The sequence below is a fragment of the Chryseobacterium sp. CG10_8 genome, assembly GCF_058117085.1.
Genome location: NZ_JBYVEB010000003.1, coordinates 50,622 through 70,129 on the forward strand (window position 1 = coordinate 50,622; position 19,508 = coordinate 70,129).

At 36.7% G+C, this 19,508-nt stretch carries 23 protein-coding genes; 5 read left to right on the forward strand and 18 right to left on the reverse strand.

The window, feature by feature from the left end; all coding sequences use genetic code 11:
- Positions 1 to 4 precede the first annotated feature (4 nt).
- From AC4AGG_RS01130 to AC4AGG_RS01150, 5 genes are all read left to right on the forward strand, one after another.
- Positions 5 to 1,228 carry a beta-ketoacyl-[acyl-carrier-protein] synthase family protein gene (locus AC4AGG_RS01130; RefSeq protein WP_489770128.1) on the forward strand — a complete coding sequence of 408 codons (1,224 nt, stop codon included), beginning with the start codon at positions 5 to 7 and terminating at the stop codon, positions 1,226 to 1,228.
- A 14-nt stretch (positions 1,229 to 1,242) separates the two neighbouring features.
- Entirely contained in the window at positions 1,243 to 1,500 is a 258-nt protein-coding gene (locus AC4AGG_RS01135) for a phosphopantetheine-binding protein (protein WP_489770129.1), read from the forward strand.
- Between the two features lie 63 nt (positions 1,501 to 1,563).
- Positions 1,564 to 2,463, forward strand: a complete 900-nt coding sequence (locus AC4AGG_RS01140) for a lysophospholipid acyltransferase family protein (RefSeq protein WP_489770130.1) — start codon at positions 1,564 to 1,566, stop codon at positions 2,461 to 2,463.
- Between the two features lie 103 nt (positions 2,464 to 2,566).
- The gene (locus tag AC4AGG_RS01145; protein WP_489770131.1) at positions 2,567 to 4,087 is read left to right on the forward strand and encodes a phytoene desaturase family protein; all 1,521 of its coding nucleotides are present in this window, start codon (positions 2,567 to 2,569) and stop codon (positions 4,085 to 4,087) included.
- A gap of 22 nt (positions 4,088 to 4,109) precedes the next feature.
- On the forward strand, positions 4,110 to 5,765 hold the full coding sequence (locus tag AC4AGG_RS01150; protein ID WP_489770132.1) for a C45 family autoproteolytic acyltransferase/hydrolase: 1,656 nt from the start codon (positions 4,110 to 4,112) through the stop codon (positions 5,763 to 5,765).
- 64 nt (positions 5,766 to 5,829) lie between these two features.
- Here AC4AGG_RS01150 and AC4AGG_RS01155 read toward each other — a convergent pair whose 3' ends face one another.
- The 18 genes from AC4AGG_RS01155 to DarG form a co-directional block, all read right to left on the reverse strand.
- The gene (locus AC4AGG_RS01155; protein ID WP_489770133.1) at positions 5,830 to 7,017 is read right to left on the reverse strand and encodes a DUF2062 domain-containing protein; all 1,188 of its coding nucleotides are present in this window, start codon (positions 7,015 to 7,017) and stop codon (positions 5,830 to 5,832) included.
- A 5-nt stretch (positions 7,018 to 7,022) separates the two neighbouring features.
- Positions 7,023 to 7,505, reverse strand: coding sequence for a hypothetical protein (locus AC4AGG_RS01160; RefSeq protein WP_489770134.1), 483 nt, complete (start codon positions 7,503 to 7,505; stop codon positions 7,023 to 7,025).
- A 17-nt stretch (positions 7,506 to 7,522) separates the two neighbouring features.
- Complete coding sequence (locus AC4AGG_RS01165) at positions 7,523 to 7,894, reverse strand: ApeI family dehydratase (RefSeq protein WP_489770135.1); 372 nt, start codon at positions 7,892 to 7,894, stop codon at positions 7,523 to 7,525.
- On the reverse strand, positions 7,895 to 8,497 hold the full coding sequence (locus AC4AGG_RS01170) for an outer membrane beta-barrel protein (protein WP_489770136.1): 603 nt from the start codon (positions 8,495 to 8,497) through the stop codon (positions 7,895 to 7,897). It abuts the gene before it with no gap.
- Between the two features lie 13 nt (positions 8,498 to 8,510).
- A complete protein-coding gene (gene lolB2, locus AC4AGG_RS01175) occupies positions 8,511 to 9,143 on the reverse strand; it encodes a flexirubin biosynthesis protein LolB2 (protein ID WP_489770137.1) in 633 nt (210 codons plus the stop codon).
- Positions 9,109 to 9,732, reverse strand: a complete 624-nt coding sequence (lolA2, locus tag AC4AGG_RS01180; RefSeq protein WP_489770138.1) for a flexirubin biosynthesis/transport protein LolA2 — start codon at positions 9,730 to 9,732, stop codon at positions 9,109 to 9,111. Before lolA2 ends, lolB2 begins: the two co-directional genes overlap by 35 nt.
- Positions 9,729 to 10,481 (reverse strand): polysaccharide deacetylase family protein, encoded by a 753-nt coding sequence (locus AC4AGG_RS01185; RefSeq protein WP_489770139.1) that lies wholly within the window; start codon positions 10,479 to 10,481, stop codon positions 9,729 to 9,731. Before AC4AGG_RS01185 ends, lolA2 begins: the two co-directional genes overlap by 4 nt.
- A 170-nt stretch (positions 10,482 to 10,651) precedes the next feature.
- Positions 10,652 to 11,713, reverse strand: coding sequence for a beta-ketoacyl synthase N-terminal-like domain-containing protein (locus AC4AGG_RS01190; protein ID WP_489770140.1), 1,062 nt, complete (start codon positions 11,711 to 11,713; stop codon positions 10,652 to 10,654).
- The gene (locus AC4AGG_RS01195) at positions 11,710 to 12,909 is read right to left on the reverse strand and encodes a beta-ketoacyl-[acyl-carrier-protein] synthase family protein (RefSeq protein WP_489770141.1); all 1,200 of its coding nucleotides are present in this window, start codon (positions 12,907 to 12,909) and stop codon (positions 11,710 to 11,712) included. Before AC4AGG_RS01195 ends, AC4AGG_RS01190 begins: the two co-directional genes overlap by 4 nt.
- Positions 12,910 to 12,912: 3 nt before the next feature.
- Entirely contained in the window at positions 12,913 to 13,170 is a 258-nt protein-coding gene (locus AC4AGG_RS01200) for a phosphopantetheine-binding protein (RefSeq protein ID WP_489770142.1), read from the reverse strand.
- Positions 13,171 to 13,179: 9 nt separating this feature from the next.
- A complete protein-coding gene (locus AC4AGG_RS01205) occupies positions 13,180 to 13,953 on the reverse strand; it encodes a hypothetical protein (RefSeq protein WP_489770143.1) in 774 nt (257 codons plus the stop codon).
- Positions 13,954 to 13,960: 7 nt separating this feature from the next.
- Positions 13,961 to 14,500, reverse strand: a complete 540-nt coding sequence (locus AC4AGG_RS01210) for a 3-oxoacyl-ACP synthase (RefSeq protein ID WP_489770144.1) — start codon at positions 14,498 to 14,500, stop codon at positions 13,961 to 13,963.
- Positions 14,497 to 15,663, reverse strand: a complete 1,167-nt coding sequence (locus tag AC4AGG_RS01215) for a beta-ketoacyl synthase N-terminal-like domain-containing protein (protein WP_489770145.1) — start codon at positions 15,661 to 15,663, stop codon at positions 14,497 to 14,499. Before AC4AGG_RS01215 ends, AC4AGG_RS01210 begins: the two co-directional genes overlap by 4 nt.
- Positions 15,633 to 16,076, reverse strand: a complete 444-nt coding sequence (locus AC4AGG_RS01220) for an acyl-CoA thioesterase (protein ID WP_489770146.1) — start codon at positions 16,074 to 16,076, stop codon at positions 15,633 to 15,635. The genes AC4AGG_RS01215 and AC4AGG_RS01220 overlap by 31 nt, the downstream gene beginning before the upstream one ends.
- Entirely contained in the window at positions 16,051 to 17,316 is a 1,266-nt protein-coding gene (locus AC4AGG_RS01225; protein WP_489770147.1) for an ABC transporter permease, read from the reverse strand. Before AC4AGG_RS01225 ends, AC4AGG_RS01220 begins: the two co-directional genes overlap by 26 nt.
- Complete coding sequence (locus AC4AGG_RS01230; RefSeq protein WP_489770148.1) at positions 17,306 to 18,061, reverse strand: ABC transporter ATP-binding protein; 756 nt, start codon at positions 18,059 to 18,061, stop codon at positions 17,306 to 17,308. Before AC4AGG_RS01230 ends, AC4AGG_RS01225 begins: the two co-directional genes overlap by 11 nt.
- Complete coding sequence (gene darH / locus AC4AGG_RS01235; protein ID WP_489770149.1) at positions 18,058 to 19,071, reverse strand: BtrH-related acyltransferase DarH; 1,014 nt, start codon at positions 19,069 to 19,071, stop codon at positions 18,058 to 18,060. Before darH ends, AC4AGG_RS01230 begins: the two co-directional genes overlap by 4 nt.
- Entirely contained in the window at positions 19,072 to 19,476 is a 405-nt protein-coding gene (gene DarG, locus AC4AGG_RS01240; RefSeq protein WP_489770150.1) for a flexirubin biosynthesis protein DarG, read from the reverse strand.
- Between the last annotated feature and the right edge of the window lie 32 nt (positions 19,477 to 19,508).

Sequence of the window (19,508 nt, forward strand, 5' to 3'; positions counted from 1 at the left end):
AAAAATGGAGAATAGGGTAGTTATCACCGGAATGGGAATTTACTCTTGCCTTGGACTTAGTTTGGATGAGGTAAAGGAATCGCTTTTTAAAGGAAAATCAGGGATTGTTTTTAGTCAAGAAAGAAAAGACTTTGGATTTCGTTCTGGATTAACAGCAACTGTTCCAAAACCCGATTTGAAGAATCTTCTTAATCGGAGACAGCGAATTAGCATGGGTGAGGAGAGCGAGTACGCGTATATGGCAACTTTGGATGCTTTCAAGAGTGCGGGCATTGACCAAGACTTTTTGGATCATAATGAAGTAGGTATTTTTTATGGTAACGACAGTGTTTCTCAGGCGATTATTGAAGCAACGGACATTGTAAGAGAAAAGAAAGATACTACATTGATGGGTTCTGGTGCGATTTTCAAATCCATGAATTCTACTGTAACTATGAATCTTTCAACTATTTTTAAGTTGAGAGGAATCAATATCACTGTTAGTGCAGCTTGTGCAAGCGGTTCGCATTCTTTGGGATTAGCTTACTTAATGATTAAAAATGGACTTCAGGATATAGTTGTTGCAGGAGGAGCTCAGGAGACCAATAAATATGGAATGGCGAGTTTTGACGGATTAGGCGTTTTTTCTTTGAAGGAAAGCGAGCCCGAAAAAGCTTCAAGGCCTTTTGATGCAGGTCGAGATGGATTGATTCCAAGTGGAGGAGCAGCAACTTTGATCGTTGAAAGCTATGAAAGCGCTATGAGAAGGGGAGTTCCGATTATTGCCGAGATTATGGGTTATGGCTTTTCTTCTAATGGAGGACATATTTCTACTCCTAACGTTGATGGACCAGCTCTTGCGATGGAACGCTGTTTGGAAAGCGCTAAAATGAAACCTGAAGATATTGATTATATCAATGCTCACGCGACTTCGACACCAATTGGAGACGCCAACGAAGCTCAGGCAATTTATCGAATTTTTGGAGGTGAAGTTCCAGTGAGTTCTACAAAATCCATGACGGGTCATGAGTGTTGGATGGCTGGAGCAAGTGAAGTGATTTACTCGATTTTGATGATGCAAAATGATTTTGTCGCTCCCAATATTAATTTGGAGAATCCAGACGACGATGCAAAAAAAATAAATCTGATCACTCAAACCAAAAGTCAAAAAATTGACGTATTTTTGTCGAATTCCTTTGGGTTTGGTGGAACTAACTCCGCTTTAATAGTTAAAAAATTTGACAAATAAAACACGATATTTTTATGGAAAGAGGAAATATTATTTCGATTGTAAATGATTTTCTGGTTAATGAGTTCGAGGTAGATGCAGCGGAAATTAAGAATGATGCACCTCTGAAAGAAACTTTGGGGTTAGATAGCTTGGACTATATTGACCTTGTAGTGGTCATCGAGAGTAATTTCGGTGTGAAGTTAGGAGAAGCCGACTTCAAAGCAATGGTCACATTTGATGATTTTTATAATGCAATCGAGCAAAAAGTAGCAGAAAAGGTAGAGGCTTAATTCATCTACTTTATTCACAAGCAAAAATCTTATATTCTTACCGTCCTTTTAAAAATTTATACCATGGCAAAATGGAGTGGAAAATCGAGGGGAACATTAGTAGGATATAAGATTTTTGTTTTTTTTATTAAAAATGTCGGAGTCAGAGCTGCTTATTCAATTTTATACTTTGTTGCTTCTTATTACTTTTTATTCCTGACCAAGAGCAACAGATATCCTTTTTATTATTTTAGAAAGCGTTTGGGTTGGAGTTATTGGAAGTCCAAACGAGCTTTGTTTCAAAATTATTTGGTTTTTGGGAAGACCATCATTGACAAAACAGCCATTTCATCGGGGTTGAGAAACCGTTTTACGTATGAATTCGATGGGATTGAAAATCTCAAAAAAATGATGGCTGACAAAAAAGGAGGAGTTCTTATCAGTGCGCACATCGGTAATTTTGAAATTGCAGAGCGTTTTTTCGCGGAAATAGACTTTGATTATCAAATCAATTTGGTGACAACAGATTTGGAGCATAGCGTTATTAAGGAATATTTAGAAAGTGTTTCTGATAAAAAAAGTACAATAAAGTTTATTTTTATCAAAGACGATATGTCTCATATTTTTGAGATTAACAGAGCTCTTTCTGAAAATGAGTTGATTTGTTTCACAGGAGATCGCTACTTTGAAGGTTCCAAATTTTTAGAAGAAAAACTATTAGGTCAGTCTGCTAAATTTCCTGCAGGTCCTTTTCTTATTGCTTCACGGCTAAATGTACCAGTAGCATTTGTTTACGTTATGAAGGAACCCAAGCTTCATTATCATTTGTTTGCAAGGATAACCGAAGTAAAGCATCGTGATGCTCAAGGACTTCTGAAATCATATACAGAGAATCTTGAGAGCATGCTACAATTGTATCCTTTGCAGTGGTTTAACTATTTTGATTTTTGGGACCAAGTAGATCACCATAGTGATAAATCGTAATGCATAGAATATAATTTCGATATCTTCTAAGTATTAAATTGACCTTGATAAAGTGAATTATCAATCAAAAAATCCCTATTTTTGGGTAATACAATCTTTTTAAGTGACAAAAGAATTTGACATAGTAGTAATTGGAAGCGGACTTGGTGGATTGGTGTCGGCAGTAATTCTTGCAAAGGAAGGATTTAGCGTTTGTGTACTTGAAAAGAATAATCAATTCGGTGGAAATCTACAGACTTTTTCCCGAGATAAAATGATTTTCGATACAGGAGTGCATTATATTGGTGGACTTGCTGAAGGACAAAATCTCAACCAATACTTCACTTATTTGGGAATTATGGACAAGCTCAAGCTTAAAAAGCTTGAGGATATAGGATTTGACCGAATTACGTTCGGAGATGATGCGATAGAATATCCTCACTCCCAAGGCTACGATAATTTTGTGGAACAATTAGCAAAGTTTTTTCCAGAAGAGCGTGAGAATTTAGAACGTTATGTGAAAGAAATTCAAGCTGTTTGCAATAAGTTTCCAAGATATAATTTGATAGGAGCAGACCGTTATGATGATGATTTGTTGTATATTAATGCAGCAGATTTTATCAAAGAAATTACTCCTAACAAAAGGCTTCAAGATGTTTTGTATGGCTCTAATTTTCTTTATGCGGGAATTGCAGAAAAGACTCCACTTTATGTACATGCTTTAACGATCAATTCCTACATTCAGAGTTCTTATAAATGCATTGATGGAGGTAGTCAGATTTCGAAAATGCTCATTAGAGAATTGCGCAAGTACGATGTAGAAATACATAAGCATACGGAGGTAACCGAGTTTGGCTTTGATGGAGATAATCAGTTAAGATCTGTCAAAACAAAAAATAAGAAAAAGTATCACGCAAAGAAGTTTATTTCGAATATAGATGTCAAAACAACACTTCAATTGGCTGGTCATAGTCAATTCAAGAAATCTTTTCTTAATAGGGTAGCGGATTTACAGCCGACAAGTTCGTGTTTTAGCGTTTATATCGTTCTAAAACCCGAAGCGATCCCATATTTCAACTACAATCATTATTTCTATGATAAAGCTGACTTGGTTTGGGATACTTATGTCTTCGACAAGAATAATATTTGGCCAGATCGATATATGCTTTCTTGCGTGCAGAACAAAAAAAATCCAGCATTTGCAGAAAGTCTTACTGCGATAACCTATATGAATTTCGATGAGGTTTCCGAATGGGAAAATACCAGAAATACAGTCGCAGACAAAGGAGATCGTGGAAATGCTTATGAGGAATTCAAAAAAATGAAAGCCGACCAATTTATTACAAAATTAGAAGGTAGGTTTCCAGAGATTCGTTCTGCAATTAAGGAAATTTACACTTCTTCTCCACTTTCTTATAGAGATTATATTGGTGGCGACCAAGGGAATATGTATGGTTATATCAAAGACAGCAATAACCCTTTAAAAAGTATTATCTCTCCAAAAACGAAAGTCGGTAATCTATTTCTCACAGGACAGAGTGTTAATATGCATGGAATCTTGGGAGTGACTATTGGTGCATTTGTAACCTGTTCCGAAATTTTAGGCAAGGAAGTCATTGATGAACGATTAAAAACAGTTCTTTAACTGAATACTTAAATGAGATAAAATGAACAAAAAATTATTTTTTTGGCTCCTTTTATTGCTAATAATTTGCTCTTGTGGTGTTTCGAAATCATTGAAGCATCTTCCAGAAATTGACCAATATTCTTTGGAAATTCCTCAAGTTAAAAAGCTTAATGACAGTACTTCGGTCTACAAGGAGAACTTTATTTCTAAAAACCCACAACAACTTAGAGAACTTTATATCACGGGAAATGCTCTTCAGTTGGGCTACAATAATGGAGCGTTGACGCAGGATTTGATGCAAAAACAAGAACGTATTTTCTTTTCTAAAGTTGAAGATTTAGTTCCTTCAAAATTTAAGCAAAAGTTGTTACGAAATGTTTTGAAGTGGTACAACCGAAAGATCTATCTTAATATACGAAACGATTTTCAAGCTGAGATTTATGGAATTTCTCGCTACTCATCGGATGAATATGATTTTGTTGCCAACAAATTTTTGAGAAATCTTTATCTTCAGGGAGCTCATGACATTGGACATGCTTTGCAGGATCTGATGTTGGTAGGATGTTCTTCTGTTGCAGTTTGGGACGATAAGTCGGAAGATGGGCAACTCTTGATTGGGAGAAATTTTGATTTTTATGCAGGAGATGATTTTGCTAAAGAAAAAATGGTTGCGTTTGTAAAACCAGAAGAGGGAATTCCGTACATGTACATCACATGGCCCGGAATGACTGGTGTGGTTTCTGGAATGAACCAAAAAGGGATTACAGTGACCATCAATGCAGGGAAGTCAAAAATTCCATTAACTGCAAAAACACCAATATCGATAGTGACCAAAGAAATTTTGCAGTTTGCAGAGAGTTTGGAAGATGCTGTTGAAATTGCGAAACAGAGGGATGTTTTTGTTTCTGAGAGTATTATGGTAGGAAGTGCAGCGGATAGGAGGGCCATTACGATTGAGATTTCTCCAAAGGATTTTGCGGTCTATGATGTTCCCAACACAGACAAGTTAATTTGCACCAATCACTTTCAATCTGATAAATACAAAAATGACCAGCGCAATGTCAAATGGATTGAAGAAGGGCATTCGCTTTATCGATATGAGCGAATTCAGGAGTTGTTGGACAAGGAAGGAAAACTAAATCCAGCTAAGATGGCAGCAATTCTTCGTGAAAGAGAAGGATTGAAGAATCAACCTATTGGATATGGAAATGAAAAAGCACTTAATCAATTGTTAGCGCATCATGCTGTTATTTTTTCTCCCGAAAAAAGATTAGTTTGGGTTTCAAGTAGTCCCTATCAGTTAGGAGAGATGGTTTGTTACGACCTTAATGCGATATTTGATGGACATCCAACTCCAGGGACATTAAGCAAGGAAGACTTTAATATACCTCGTGATTCTTTTGCTGATTCCAAAGCATTTTTTGACTATGAGGAATATCGAAAAATTAGTCATGAGGTCGAAAAAGCAACGGAGAATAACGAATCGCTTTCGGATGAATTTATTCAACGCTATCAAGAACTTAACCCTGAATTTTGGTTGGTGTATTTTCAAGTAGGGAAATACTATTATTCAAAAAAGGAATATGCGAAAGCTCAATTTAATTTCGAAAAAGCTTTGACCAAAGTCATTACAACCGTTCCAGATCGAGAAAACGTCGAAAAGTATTTGAAAAAATCCAAAAGGAGGCTTCAATAATTGCTTATTTTAGCGCTGCTTAAAATATTTTTTAAATTAAGTTAATATTTTTTAATTCAGATATTTATGACTCTTTTTCTGGGCTTAGCTTAGAAAGAAAAAAGTAAAAACCTGCCCCAAAAAAAATCGAGACCGAAGTTGCCAAAACAAAGCTACCGATAAGGTATTGCACAAAATGTTCTTTGGCTATTTCCATAAAGGAATCCATCGTAATATCTTGGTCGAAGAAGTTGGTCTCGGTTCCAAGAAAAAAGCCACCAATTGCTAAAGAAATTCCGATGATGAAAGGAATAAATGGAGGGACGCTGATGTTAGAAAACGCGAAAGCCAAAACCTTGTTCAGTTTCAATAATACGGCCAGCGAAATCGTTATCATGGTCTGTAATCCCCAAAAGGGAGATAGGCCAACGAAGACTCCCAATGCGATGGAAGCAGCTTTGTTTCTATTGGTTCCTTTACTTTCCAGTACGTCTTCTTGGATGAATTGTCTAAAGCTTTTTTTTCTGAAATTTCTAATGAAGTTTCTCGGAGCGATGTAGAAAATAGTAATGAGTACCAGTATCGTATTAAGAATGCTGATTCTTGTAAAATCCTTGAAGGGGCGAAAGTGGGTCACTCTTTCTTCGGGGTCATACAGAACTTTTACTGGTATGTTCTTAACGGGAATTCCGTTCCAAGCGGAGCGAACAATGATTTCTATTTCGAATTCGAATTTGGGAGTATAGTACTTTTTGGGAATTTTGTTCACCGGATAAAGCCGATATCCCGACTGCGTATCTTCTAATTTGATTCCTGTTTCGAACCAAAACCAAAAACTCGAAAATTTGTTCCCAAAACTGCTTTTTCTTGGGATGCCTTCTTGAGACATATTTCGGTTACCAATGAGTAATACATCCTGTCCTTCTTTTTCCAAAGCTTCCACAAAAACGGGAAGGTCATCTGGAAAATGCTGTCCGTCAGAATCTATAGTGATTGCGTAATCAAATCCTAATTCTCGCGCTTTTTGAAATCCTATTTTGAGGGCGTTACCTTTCCCTTGATTTTGTGCAAGACTGATGACATCAATCTGTGGATAGGTTGCCAAAATTTCGGCTGTTGTATCTGTAGATCCGTCATTAACAACAATAACCTGATTGGTGTATGCCAAAACGCCGTCTATCACTCGACGAAGGGTTTTGTGGTTGTTGTAAGTTGGGATGAGGATGCCAATTTTATGCTTCAAAATCGCATTTTGCGTTTCGGACAAGGTCATGATGTTTATTTTAAAGAAGCGCGTTCAGCTGGAGTAAAACTCTTGGATGTGGAAGCATATTTTTTAATGAAACTTTTCAGCCCCGAATTCTGAGACGAATAGTTTTTGATGATAAATGATTTATCGGCGGTGATATTTTGGTTGTACTTGATAAACTTTGGAAGTCCTTCTTGGATACTCATTCTTATCACCCTTAATTCAACATTATTAGGATTGGCTTTTATAATATTTTCCAAATTTTTGGCTCCATCAGTGATCAACTTTTTTCTTCCTTCTCCAACTGCAAATTTGGCTTGGATGATTTTTGCCGCCGCCTTGTATCCATCATAGGTCGAAGTGGACCCACTCGAATTGGCAATCAATTTGTTGAAAGCATCTGCATTAGCTTTGGAAACAGCAGCAGTTGAGTACTTCGTCCTGATATCATCAAGGTCGTTTCCTTGAAAAAATAGCGTAATTGTAGTTAGAAAAGCAAATAATAACTTCATTATCAGTATTTTCTTGATTAAATCAATTTGTAGTTGACCGACATTTTGAGCGCAACAGTATCGTTAAAAGAAGTTACATTTTTGACTTTTACAACTTCATCTGTTGACGAAATATCCAAGTTGAGTTTCAAATCAGGTGTTTCTTCAGGATTAATGATGGCTACAAATTTTACATTGGATGCAGAAGTCAGAAAAAGTTTTTTCTGTAAGATAACTTCGGTAATATCTTTGACAATCTGCATCATGCAAACACCGGGAGTTACCGGATTACCCGGAAAATGACCCTTGAAAATATCATGGTCTTTGTTAAGAGTAATATTGGCGATATAACTCCCGTTGTCTTGTTTTTCTGTTGTTTCTAAACTATAAAAATCTTTTAAAACACTCATTTATTTCATCTTAAAAGTATAATAGAAGCCAGTCTGGATAAGCACGTTAGTGTGGTCATCGTATCCGCTATAGAATGAAGGAACAATCCCTTTTTTGATTCTTGCTTCAACGCCAAAATTAGGAGTAATATCGTATCCTAGTCCCAAAAGAAAACCCAAATCAACATCGTTCTCTGGAACAAAGTTGTCTTTGTCAACAACGAAGTCTATCGTTGGTGCAACATGGATGTTGAATTTATTGAAATAGAACTTGTTAACCATCTGAAGGGATAGGTAAGAAACGGAAAGTTTGTGTTCGGTTCCGCTAGTTTCTTTTACAATTCCGCCTTGACGAGAGTAGTTGATTTCTGGTTGTAACGCATAGACTTTTGCGAGTCTGATATTTCCTTGGAAACCAATGTAGAAGTCAACTTTGGTTTTCATGTCGAGGTTTTCTCCGTAGTTACCATAATAGTAGTCATATGGTTCCCAAGTTGTATAGTAACTGTCACCTTCTGTAAAATGAGCAAAATTAGCACCCACTCTAATTCCTGGGTTGAAGGTTACCTGCGCCATTGCAAAAGTTCCTACTGTTGCAAAAAGCAAGAAGAATAGCTTTTTCATTTGAGTATTTTTTTTATTGTTCTGTGATTTGTTGAAGTCCTATTTTCAACTTGATATCTTTGTGTTGTAATAGGATTTTATTTGCGAATATACTTGTTTTCGGGTCAAAGTCGAAATTTATTTTTTCTTTGTTATTTTCCGTGAAAATCAACTTTTTGAGTAATTCGTCTCGCTTGTCGAAGTACAGATAGTAAGTGGCCTTATTTTCTGTCGCTGAATACACTTTAAATTCTTGATTTTCAAATTCTTTTGTTATTTTGAAATCTTTTTTGAGCAGAATTCTGAAATCTTTTTCAAGGAAATTTTTCACCATCGATTTGTCCATGTCAGGAACAATATAATTGACTTTGAAATCGTTAGGCGAAATCTCGAAGTCCAACATTTTGTTTCCAAAATCTGTGGTCATCACAACACGGTGCGTGGTCGGACTGATTTTTTTAATAATGAGGATGCCGCTGATGTCATTTCCATAGACTTCAATTTGGCCTTTGTACACATAATCTTCCTGCAAGTCAAAGTAGAGATTTTCGACCTTTTCTTTTGTGGTAGAAACGTGAGTTACATCTTTGATTTCAAAGCTTTTGCAAGACTGAAATGTGAGGATGAAAAGACTATAAGCTAAAAGCTGAAGTAGGAATTGGCGCATTGACTTTGGTATTATCAAATGTGATCGTTGTGGTGTCACCAGAAGCTTCTAACATCACCACTTTGGAAGCAGTGCTTTTGTTTTCTGGAAAATAGATTTCTACCTGTTTGATATATTTCAAGAGTTGTGCTGATTTCGGAACAAATCTCGCCATATTTTGAGAAGGATATTTGAAATAACTTACCTTGAACTCAGGATCGGTAAAGAGGTTTCCGCTTGCACTACCAACAATCAGCTTATTAATTTTTTCGAACATTTTGCTCTTGGCATCAACTGTGGATTTTTTTCCCTGGTCGTTGATGTAGACTTTGTTATTTTTAAAAATAATCGTGTACTGATAAGGTTTAGTATAGCTCCAACTTAACGCATTGGGAAACTGATAGGACATTTTTCCCGAAGTCACGAGATCTTTGTCCATGAAGTCCATTTTTTTGGTCTGGACAAAATCATTTTGCAATGTTTTGAATTGATGACTATCGTAAGTGACTTTGTACACAAAGCTTTTGACTTCTTCCAAGGTCATGCTTCTTTGCGAAAAACCAAGTCCAAAAAGGAGAATCGTAAAAAGAAGCGTTATGTTTTTTTTCATGATTTAAAATTAAATAGTTCGGAAATGGTTACGCTTTGGTAATTTTCCTGCCCCAAAAATAACAATATTTGTTCCAACACGCGAAATGATTTATCCGAGGTGTCGTGCATGAGGATGATGCTTCCATCTTTGATGTTAGGAATGATGCGATTCAGGATTTTTTGTTCATCGTTGATTGCTGTGTCAAACGACCTGATATTCCAACCGATAGATTTCTTGTTGGTTGTAGCAATTGCCTTTGCTATATTTGGATTAGTTATACCAAATGGAGGACGGTAAAGTTGGGTTTTGTAGTTTCCGTTTTTCAAAAAAACCTCTTCATTTTGCCTAACTTCCAGGACCATTTTTTCTTTGGAAAATAGACCTGTTTTATTAGAATGGCTGTAACTGTGATTCCCAATTTCGTGACCATCATCTATAATCTGTTGGAAAATGTTCGGGAACTTTTCAATTTGTTTTCCAATGCAAAAGAACGTCGCTTTTTGTCGATGCTTATTAAGTATTTCTAAAAATTTTGGTGTTAATTCTGTAGGTCCGTCATCGAAGGTCAGCGCGATTTTTTTTGGGCTTTGATTTTTGACTTTTGTATAATTTTTCAAAAACCAATTGTAGTCCATGTTAACCACCCCAAGAAAAGTAACCAAACTAAATCCCAAAACTGCAAGCGCATAATACCACCAATCCATTTTTAGAATGAAAAACAGAATCATTGCTAAAATAAGCATTGAAATGGAAATACGATGTTTCAATATCTTTTATTTGAGCGATTTAATGAGCATTATTTTTTATTGTCATGCTGACACAGGAAGCATCTTTTTTATTAAAATTTGTCTTCTGTATCGTCTAAGATTCTTCGACTCCACTTTGTTCCGCTCAGAATGACAAATACAATAGTTTAGATCTTTATTTTGTAAAAAAGTTAAACTTTTTTCAACAAAGTTAAGCTGTGATCTTCGTTATTTAGTTGATTGTATATCAATATGTTTTGAAGTTCTGTTTTGTGTACGCCATTGATCTTCATGACATCGGGAATTTGTTGTCTTTTCAAGATGTGATTTGCCATAAAAAATGCAAATCCACTCGAAGTGTTGAACTCACCTGACAAATGTTTGTAATACAGTTGCACCGAAGAATCAAACATAGGAAGTGCTTCATGGTAATGTACATCGGATTTGGCGTCTCCACTAAATCCTAAAATAACCACGTCAATATCTGAAGGTTTCAAATTATTTTTTGATAAAAAAGCTTCGATATATCTTTGCGTTTCACCATCATCAAGACGATTGATGAAAGTAACGTCTTGTAGTTGAGATAGAGAATTTTCGATTTTTTCTGTTCCTAAAACAAAAAATGCTGAACCTTCTCCCCAAATAACGCCATCGGTCGTAGAGTTGAGATAATTGACTGGTAAGTCAGATTCTTTTTTGATGGTTCCGTTTATTTGGTAAAGTTCCATTGTTCGTGGAGACTTCTCATCTGTTGCGCCAACCAAAATGTTTTTAGCATCTTCGTATTGTAATTGTAGTTTGGCATCGAGTAAGCTCATTTCCAAAGAGGAACCAGAATTAACATAGGTGAAATTGTAGGCGTGACAATTTCTTGCCAATGCAATTTGTCCTGCAACCGTATTATGAGTTGACTGTATAAAATAAGTCGGTGTCAAAAACTCTTCGTCATTGTCAATAATGTTCTTCAGAAATCGTTCGCTATCTTCTTCGCAACCCATTCCTGTTCCCACAATGATGGCGTCAGGATCGTCTACGCCAGCTATTTCTAATGCTTTTTGCGCCGTTACCGAACTCATCTTGACCGTTTTTGACATTCTCCTAATCAATGCAGGAGAGATATAGTCTTTGTAGTTAGGAGCAATGGCGTTAAGCAATAACGATGAAGTTTCCGGTTGTAGTTGGTCAAAAAAAAATTCATCCAAAGTATTTTGGACCGAGATGCAGACTGCACTATTGATGTATACCGGCTTCATGATTTAGAAAAAATTAATGAGGAACAATTTCCACCGAAACCAAAGGAGTTCGATAAGATATTGTTGATTTCTTTATATTTAAGTTCAGTGACAGGGGTTAAGTCAAATTCCTTCATCTTCGTTTTGAAATTAAGATTCGGAAAAATTACCCCATTGTTGATGGCAAGTAATGAATATACTGCTTCGATGGCCGCCGCTGCCGCCAAAGTGTGTCCTGTAAATGCCTTTGTAGAACTAAAGTCAGGAACTTGATTTTCTCCAAAAACCCGAATCATCGCAACCCCTTCTGATAAGTCATTGTTAGGTGTAGCCGTACCATGAACGTTGATATAATCAATATCTTCCTTCTTAAGCTCGGATAATTTCAACGCTTTTTCCATCGCAAGATAAGCACCTGTTCCTTCTTCCGAAGAAGCGGTCTGATGGTGCGCATCATTGGCATTGGCAAATCCTGTGAGATATCCCAATACTTTTCTATTCTCTTTTTTTACGATGGTATCACTTTCCAAAACCAAATAAGCAGCTGCTTCACCAAGATTTAAGCCTTTTCTGTCATTATCAAATGGAGTGTTGTAGGTATCTGTAACAATCATCAACGTACTAAAACCATTTAATGTAAATTTTGACAGTGCGTCGGTGCCACCCACAATAACTCGGTCCAAAGTTCCAGATTGGATTAATTTGGCTCCCATCATAATGGCGTTGGCAGCCGAAGAACATGCGGTACTAATGGTGGAAACCATACCTTTGAGTCCCAAAACTTCTGCAATTGATGCAGAAGAATGTCCTGCATCGTGCGCTCCGATATATTTTTGTTTGTCTGGATGTTGTTCGTAAGAGAAAAAGTACTTTTCTGTAATATCCATTCCGCCCACACTTGTGGAGGAGATGAGTCCAGTTTTGTAATCGTTGATGTCTGTAATTCCAGCACTGTTGACGGCTTCTCGAGCTGCAACGATTCCCAAAAGTGTACTTCTTGTGAAATTATTGTCTTCCGAAATCTGAAGTTGGGAAATCAGTTCTTCGTTAGAAATCTTGATTTCTCCAAGTTTTATTTTTCCACGGCGGTTAGTTTCCAAAAGTTCAATCTCTGAAATCCCATGTCGAGCATGGAGCAATGATTGATAATTTTCTTCCACATTGTTTCCAATGGAAGAGATAACCCCCATTCCGGTAATGGCAATCTTGGTATGCATTAATTACTTAGTTCGGTTGTTCTCGATAAAAGTGGCCATGGTTTCTACGCTTTCGAAAATTTCTTTTCCTTTTTTAGGGTCAGAAAGCTTAATTCCATATTCTTTGTCCAAAAGCACGATAAGCTCCAAAGCATCGATAGAATCTAATCCCAGTCCGCTTCCGAAAAGCGGGTCGTCCGTTGCTATATCCGCTGGAGTTACGTCTTCCAGATTAAGTACTTCGATGATTTTGTGTTTTAATTCTTCTCTAAGATTTTCCATAAGTATTTTTTAATTCTTTTTATTGTCTTTGTTTAGCAAATATATTAGACATTTATTTTCTTTGACTTCAAGGTCTCCTTCCCAAGCAATGCTTCCTCTTCCCGCAACAAAAAAGTGGTGAATTCCCGGCTTAACTTCAACCGTTATTGCTCCTTTGCCGAAGCAAGTTGGTTCTGATGGAAGATTTTCTGATAGTTCTCCAAAGCTTTTCTTGTCTACCCATATTTTTGCTTCTTTTGCTTTTGAATCAGACCAAAATGTTATAAAGCCCGACTGTAAGGGAGGTTCTACTATTGTTGGCTGCTGTAAATCATTGATGAAATAGACTTCCAATGTATCTTCACTTTCGCCAAAGTTAACACTAATTAAAGCTTTTGCATTTTTTAGGGGAGAGATTACTTTAAAAGACATCGATAATTTTACCCAATTTGATATTACAAATTCTTTGATTTCATTATTACTGATAAGAACTTTGGCTGGAGAACAGTAATTGTAGTTATCCGTTGCAATAACCGTATGCCATCCGTTTGTAATTGTTTCTGGATAGTTTTTTGATGAAGAATAAGTGTTTTTAATTAAAGAAAGTTGAGCTTGAGCTTTTGCAACGGCTTCTTCCTTTTTTCTTTTATTTTCTAAGAAATTTCTCCAAAGAGAACTTTCTGAATTAATCGTTTGTGCAACTAAATAGTCGCTATTGTAGCTGTTTTGTACTACATTAATATAAGTCTGAGACTTTAGAAACAAGGGCGAGATTAATAAAATAAAGAAAGAAATTAATTTCATCGTGTTTTTATAATGTTAGCAAATATACAAAACCTCTGTATTTATTTTGGAACATTTCGACCCAGCCACAAAGTGCTTTCGTCGCCTTACCAGAAGTAAGAAGATTTTCCGCATACAGGTTAATAAATTCTTCGTCAAATTCTTCGGAAACAAAGAAAGCGTTTTCTGTTTTCAATTGATGCCGAATACTAATTTCTCCTAAACAAATATTGGGTAATGTGTAAACAAAAACCGCTGGGCTCGGGAAATAATTTTCCTGAGAATTAATACTTTCTTGATACTTCATATCTGTGTCTAAACTCGATGAAGCGTTAGAAAGTACTAAAGCTATGTCTTTTTCTTGCTCGTCTTTCAAGACGATTTCTGATGCCAAGAAAGCCAATTTGCTCAAGGCATCCATTTTGTGGAACTTCGGATAATCGATTTCAAAATGTTTGTACGCTGCTTTTGCGAAACCTGAAAATTGGTCATTATTTTCCTCGAAAACCAAATTTCCATCAACTATGATTTGTCCGTTTTCTATAAGGCAGATTTTCTGAGTCTTCATTCTTTTATCTTTTTTAAAAGTAATGCAGCATTACTGCCACCAAATCCAGAAGCAGTTTTCAAAATGATATTGATATCTTTTTCCTGATTTTCGGTAATGATATGAAGTGGTTGGGAAATCCCCATATTTTCAAAATTTTTGGAGGCGATGAGGAAATTATTTTTTGAAATTTCCATTGAAATAATCGTTTCCAAAAGTCCTGCCGCACCTAATGTGTGACCATAGAATGCTTTCAAACTATTTAATGGGACGTTTTGCAGTTCTGCTCGTGTAAAAGCAAAACCTTCCATCTCGTCATTATATAAAGTTGCTGTTCCGTGAGCAGAAATGAAATCAATCTCCGATGGAGTAATTCCTGCTTCTTTTATCGCGGAATTAATGCTTAAAAAAAGTCCTTCTCCTGTTCTTGATGGCCCCGAAATATGATTAGCATCGTTGATTGAACTTTCACCCAGTATTTCAAAACTAAAGTTTTCGTTTTCAGCTTTTTTGCTGACATAGACTGCAGCTGCAGCTTCTCCTATTGAGATTCCGTTTCTGGATTCGTCATAAGGTTTGCAAGGCTGTTCTCCCAAAGCTTGAAAAGAATTGAATCCTGAAACGACAAATTCTGAAAGCTCGTCACCTGCGATGACAAAAGCGTCTTCGTATTTACCTGATTCTAATAGTTTTTTAGCAATCGAAACGGCCATCACGCCAGAAACACAAGCATTGGATATCACAATTGGTGTCGTTGTGAAACCAAAATAATCTCCAATTTTTTTAGCTAAAACAGAAAGATAGGCGTCTTGAGGAGGGATTTCCCGATTTTCCAAAAGTCTTACATTTCCCTTTGTTGTGGATAAAATCAAAACTGAATTGGGTGTGACTTTATTTAGTTCAACTAAAGGTTGTAAGCTGAGAAGCAGCATTTTTTCCAGTCGAGTAAATGCAGCGTTCTCAAATTTTTCCTGAAATTTACTATTGAGTTCTTGGTCGTTGATGGTAGCAAGAAAGTAGTCTTGTCCGTTTTCCGAAATTCGGGATTTTTTGATGCCAGAATTGCCTTCAACAAGATTTTTCCAATTGCTTTCCACATCAAAACCAATCGGAGTGACGCAATTATAATCCGTAATATAAGTTTTGGTTCTCATTACGATATCAGTCCTGTTTTGAGTTTCCATTCTTCAAAGAACGGAGGATTATATAATTGCAAATTGCCTTCTAAATCTATAAAAACCTGAATCGTCTCTCCAAAGCATACCAATTTATCGGCTTCGTTATAGATTTCGAAACGATAAATCATCTTCGCTGCAACAGAATTAACGAACGTGGTTTCTATACGAAAGGTTTCACCGTACTTTAAGGGAAGAAGGTTTTCATAGGTGGTTTTGACGATGGGTGTTGCAAAGCCATTTCTTTGTACATCCAAATAAGAAATCCCATGCTCTCTTCCGAAAGCTTCTCTTCCGTCCTCAAAGTAAATGATATAATGTCCGTGCCATACGATTCCCAGAGGGTCACACTCGCTAAAGCGGACTCTTCCTTCGATAGTGTTTTTTAAAGTTGTATCAGATGGCGTGTTTTTTCCTTTCATAGATTAAAGCAATGAGTACCGTAACAATATAAAATAATAGTAATAATCCTATTTTAGGGAGAATTTCTACAATGGTTGCCTGTCGAAGGATAACATCGTAATATGCATTAAGCCCCCAATTCATTGGCGAAATTTTTGAAATCGTCTGCATGAATTCCGGCATGAGAAAAACTGGAACCCAGATTCCGCCAATGGCTGCTAAAATAACGACTGATGTGGCACCCAAAGGAGCAGATTGTTCTTGGGTGTCTGTTAAAGTTCCTAAGAATATTCCGAAACCGATGGCTGCTAAACCCGAAAAGAAGGTTATCAAAAGCAATTCTGGAAGTTGTCCATTAATATTGAATTGTGGTAATCCTAAAAGTGGGAACAAATAAACTCCAACCGCCAACATCAACAAAAATTGTATCATACAAATCATCAGATAAGTAAAGGTCTTCCCTAACATATGGATGAAATACGGTGTGTTATTGACCAAGATTCTGGTGGTGGTTCCTTGATTTTTTTCTTTTACAATATTAATCGATAGTGGAACTACAATAAAAAAGATGGCAAAAAGCGCCCAAGCTGGAACATTATGTTGCACAGAATTAGGAAGCTCTGTTTGACCTTTTGGTGTAATTTCTTTAAAAGAAATAAATTTTTGGTCAAAAGCAATATCGTCGTTGGTTCCTAACTGTTCCTGGAATGTAGCATATATTTTTTGATTTTCGATGGTCGCCATCATTTCGGTAATCGAACTTTTGATTCCGCTTTTGAACGCTGCACTTGTGGCTGGGTCAAAGTATAGATGGATTTCCTTTGGTGAGGAAGGAGTGACAGCCTTGGTCGAATCTCCTTCTATACCAACTCCGAGCGAGCTTACAATGGTTTCTACTTTTCCATTGATGCTCTCATTCATATTTTTAGATAAATCCTTTGGAATAACAACGGCCATTTGGTAATCTCCTTCAAAAACCGCATTTCTGGCAGAGGTTTCGTTAAATTTTTCAGGACTTATTTCGAAGGCAGTGCTTTTTTGCAAACCATCTTTAATAATTTTAGAAACTTCCGCTTGGTCATTGTCAACCAGAATAATAGGGATTTTGGAGCCTTCTAAATTTTTGAATGTTCCATCTTGGATTAAGGTGATGGTCACAATCAGTACCAAAGGCATAACGAAGATGATGACGATTCCTCCCAAATCGCGTCTCAGAAGTAAAACTTCTTTCCAAAGTGCTCTCCAAAGTTTATATAGCATCGCGAAGTTCTTTTCCGGTTAGTGCAATGAAAACGTCTTCCAAATTTTCAGCATTAGGGACTTTTTCGATGAGTTCTTTTGGACTTCCTATTGCATGGATTTTACCATTGTCGATAATAGCGATTTTGGTGCAAAAATCTTCTGCTTCTGAGAGGTGATGAGAAGTATAAATAATTGAAGTACCTTGTTGATTAAGTTCTTTCAAAAATTCAATAATAAGATTTCGTGACTGTACATCTACCCCAACAGTGGGTTCGTCGAGAAACAAAACTTTGGGATGATGAAGTATTCCTGCTACCAAATTGCATCTGCGTTTCATCCCCCCTGAAAAATGTTCGACTTTGCGATTGGCAAATTCCAAAAGGCCAACTCTTTCCAAAGCGATATCAATTTCTTTTTGAAGTTGAGCATGTTGAAGTCCATACAAAGAACCAAAAAACATCAGGTTCTCTTTTGCGGTCAATGTTGGGTAAAGCGCATATTCTTGAGGCACGATTCCCATGATTTTTTTGATGGAATTCAGGTTTTTTTTTGGTGAAAGGCCATCAATGAGATAGCTTCCTGACGAAGGTTGCACTAATCCACAAAGCATGGAAATCAATGTGGTCTTTCCGGCTCCATTTGGACCCAAAATTCCAAATATTTCGTTGGTGGCAATATCAAGAGAAATATCATTCACAGAGAAGTTTTCTGCGGATTTGTATTTCTTAAATAGATTTTTTATTTCGATGATATTGTGACTCACGAGTTGATAATTTTCTTCAGTTTTTTGAAAAACGCTTCCTCCAAATCTGCAATATGCAACATGGTTTGGGAAAGGTGATTATAGATGTCTGATTTGGCGTTGCGGTTTTTGTAAACCCTTGCAATGTCCACCGCAAAGTCTCTCCATTGATCACCAATTGCAGTGATTTCTTTGGATAAGTCTTTTAATTCTGGTTTGTGGAGTACTTCTGAAGCTTCATACAAGAAAGCTCCATAAATATAACGGAATCCGCCCCCACCAGTACCAATCTCCTCCTGCATACGAATCAATTGACCAAGGTAATGATTGGTAGTTTTAGCTCCTTTTTTCTCTGCCCATTTTGGGATGCTTCTTGCCACCCAACGAATGGCTTTGACACCAATAAGGGGAACCGGAGCCAACATTTTGTTGCATGTTTCTTTGATCCCTTTAACAATTGCACCTTCCAAATCCATTTTTTCGGGAACAAAAATCGGGTAATACATATGTCCACGCGGAGCCATTACACCTTTTGCGTAACGGACACGTTCGAGTTCTTTTTCGGTTAGAGATGTGGTGTAATCCATCACTGGGTCACTGATAAGAAATGTATCATTTTCTTTTCCGTACACCACCAAATTATGAGCGTTAAAGTGAAACTTATATTCTTCTGGGAAATAGGTCAAGTGAAAAACCCCTACCTGCAAACCGGTCGGAATGTTCTTCTTAAGATTATTTTCCAAGGCTTTCTGTGCTTCTGCGGGATTACTGAATTTTTCTCTTTTGATTTTGATTCCCAATCTTTTTGCGGCCTTACTAAATATAGTTCCCGGCATTGGACGATAACTAAATCCTGGAGCAAAATTTACTTTTAAAAAAGGGAGGTATACAAAAAAAAGTCCAGAACCGATTCCGAATATCATAGGCTCCGAAATGTCGAATCCTCTGTTTTTAAGTAAATTAGACGCAACGCCATTCTCGCAATGTGCAGATTGGTGATGGGTGAAGTTTAGTTTTAGGTCGTCGCTCATTTATTTGCCGTCAAAATTTTTTAATTCTTCTACTGTGATGTCAAAAGCATTAGCATACTTTTGAAGGGTTTTGGTTTTTAGTTTTTTAAAGATATTAGGCTTCGCATGACGTTTCACAAAAAATGTCCAAATACCGACATAGCTTGCTAACACTGCAAAATCCATTTTATTAAGTTCCATAAAGTAAATGATAGGACTTACTTTTCCGCTCGCAACATCCTTCCTCGCACTTTCGACCCTTTCATTAATCAAATCCATGCTTTCTTCCAAGGCCAAAGCCTTGGCTTCCCAACCGCTACTATGAGCAGTGGTGTAATTGCCCTCGTCATCTGTGACGTAATACAGTTCTGTCATGTTAACAGATTGTAAGACACTCTTTTCCTGTGGAACATCTTCTTTTTTCATGGTAATGATGTTTTTAAGTGTATGACAATTTT

Bases quoted from the DNA above. Each gene is read 5' to 3' on its own strand.
- DarG (WP_489770150.1), bottom strand. From the start codon at position 19,476: ATGAAAAAAGAAGATGTTCCACAGGAAAAGAGTGTCTTACAATCTGTT.
- AC4AGG_RS01200 (WP_489770142.1), bottom strand. From the start codon at position 13,170: ATGGAAAATCTTAGAGAAGAATTAAAACACAAAATCATCGAAGTACTT.
- lolB2 (WP_489770137.1), bottom strand. From the start codon at position 9,143: ATGCGCCAATTCCTACTTCAGCTTTTAGCTTATAGTCTTTTCATCCTC.
- AC4AGG_RS01165 (WP_489770135.1), bottom strand. From the start codon at position 7,894: ATGAGTGTTTTAAAAGATTTTTATAGTTTAGAAACAACAGAAAAACAA.
- AC4AGG_RS01170 (WP_489770136.1), bottom strand. From the start codon at position 8,497: ATGAAAAAGCTATTCTTCTTGCTTTTTGCAACAGTAGGAACTTTTGCA.
- AC4AGG_RS01150 (WP_489770132.1), top strand. From the start codon at position 4,110: ATGAACAAAAAATTATTTTTTTGGCTCCTTTTATTGCTAATAATTTGC.
- darH (WP_489770149.1), bottom strand. From the start codon at position 19,071: ATGAGCGACGACCTAAAACTAAACTTCACCCATCACCAATCTGCACAT.
- lolA2 (WP_489770138.1), bottom strand. From the start codon at position 9,732: ATGAAAAAAAACATAACGCTTCTTTTTACGATTCTCCTTTTTGGACTT.
- AC4AGG_RS01140 (WP_489770130.1), top strand. From the start codon at position 1,564: ATGGCAAAATGGAGTGGAAAATCGAGGGGAACATTAGTAGGATATAAG.
- AC4AGG_RS01205 (WP_489770143.1), bottom strand. From the start codon at position 13,953: ATGAAATTAATTTCTTTCTTTATTTTATTAATCTCGCCCTTGTTTCTA.
- AC4AGG_RS01130 (WP_489770128.1), top strand. From the start codon at position 5: ATGGAGAATAGGGTAGTTATCACCGGAATGGGAATTTACTCTTGCCTT.
- AC4AGG_RS01215 (WP_489770145.1), bottom strand. From the start codon at position 15,663: ATGGAAACTCAAAACAGGACTGATATCGTAATGAGAACCAAAACTTAT.
- AC4AGG_RS01135 (WP_489770129.1), top strand. From the start codon at position 1,243: ATGGAAAGAGGAAATATTATTTCGATTGTAAATGATTTTCTGGTTAAT.
- AC4AGG_RS01155 (WP_489770133.1), bottom strand. From the start codon at position 7,017: ATGACCTTGTCCGAAACGCAAAATGCGATTTTGAAGCATAAAATTGGC.
- AC4AGG_RS01195 (WP_489770141.1), bottom strand. From the start codon at position 12,909: ATGCATACCAAGATTGCCATTACCGGAATGGGGGTTATCTCTTCCATT.
- AC4AGG_RS01220 (WP_489770146.1), bottom strand. From the start codon at position 16,076: ATGAAAGGAAAAAACACGCCATCTGATACAACTTTAAAAAACACTATC.
- AC4AGG_RS01190 (WP_489770140.1), bottom strand. From the start codon at position 11,713: ATGAAGCCGGTATACATCAATAGTGCAGTCTGCATCTCGGTCCAAAAT.
- AC4AGG_RS01160 (WP_489770134.1), bottom strand. From the start codon at position 7,505: ATGAAGTTATTATTTGCTTTTCTAACTACAATTACGCTATTTTTTCAA.
- AC4AGG_RS01210 (WP_489770144.1), bottom strand. From the start codon at position 14,500: ATGAAGACTCAGAAAATCTGCCTTATAGAAAACGGACAAATCATAGTT.
- AC4AGG_RS01225 (WP_489770147.1), bottom strand. From the start codon at position 17,316: ATGCTATATAAACTTTGGAGAGCACTTTGGAAAGAAGTTTTACTTCTG.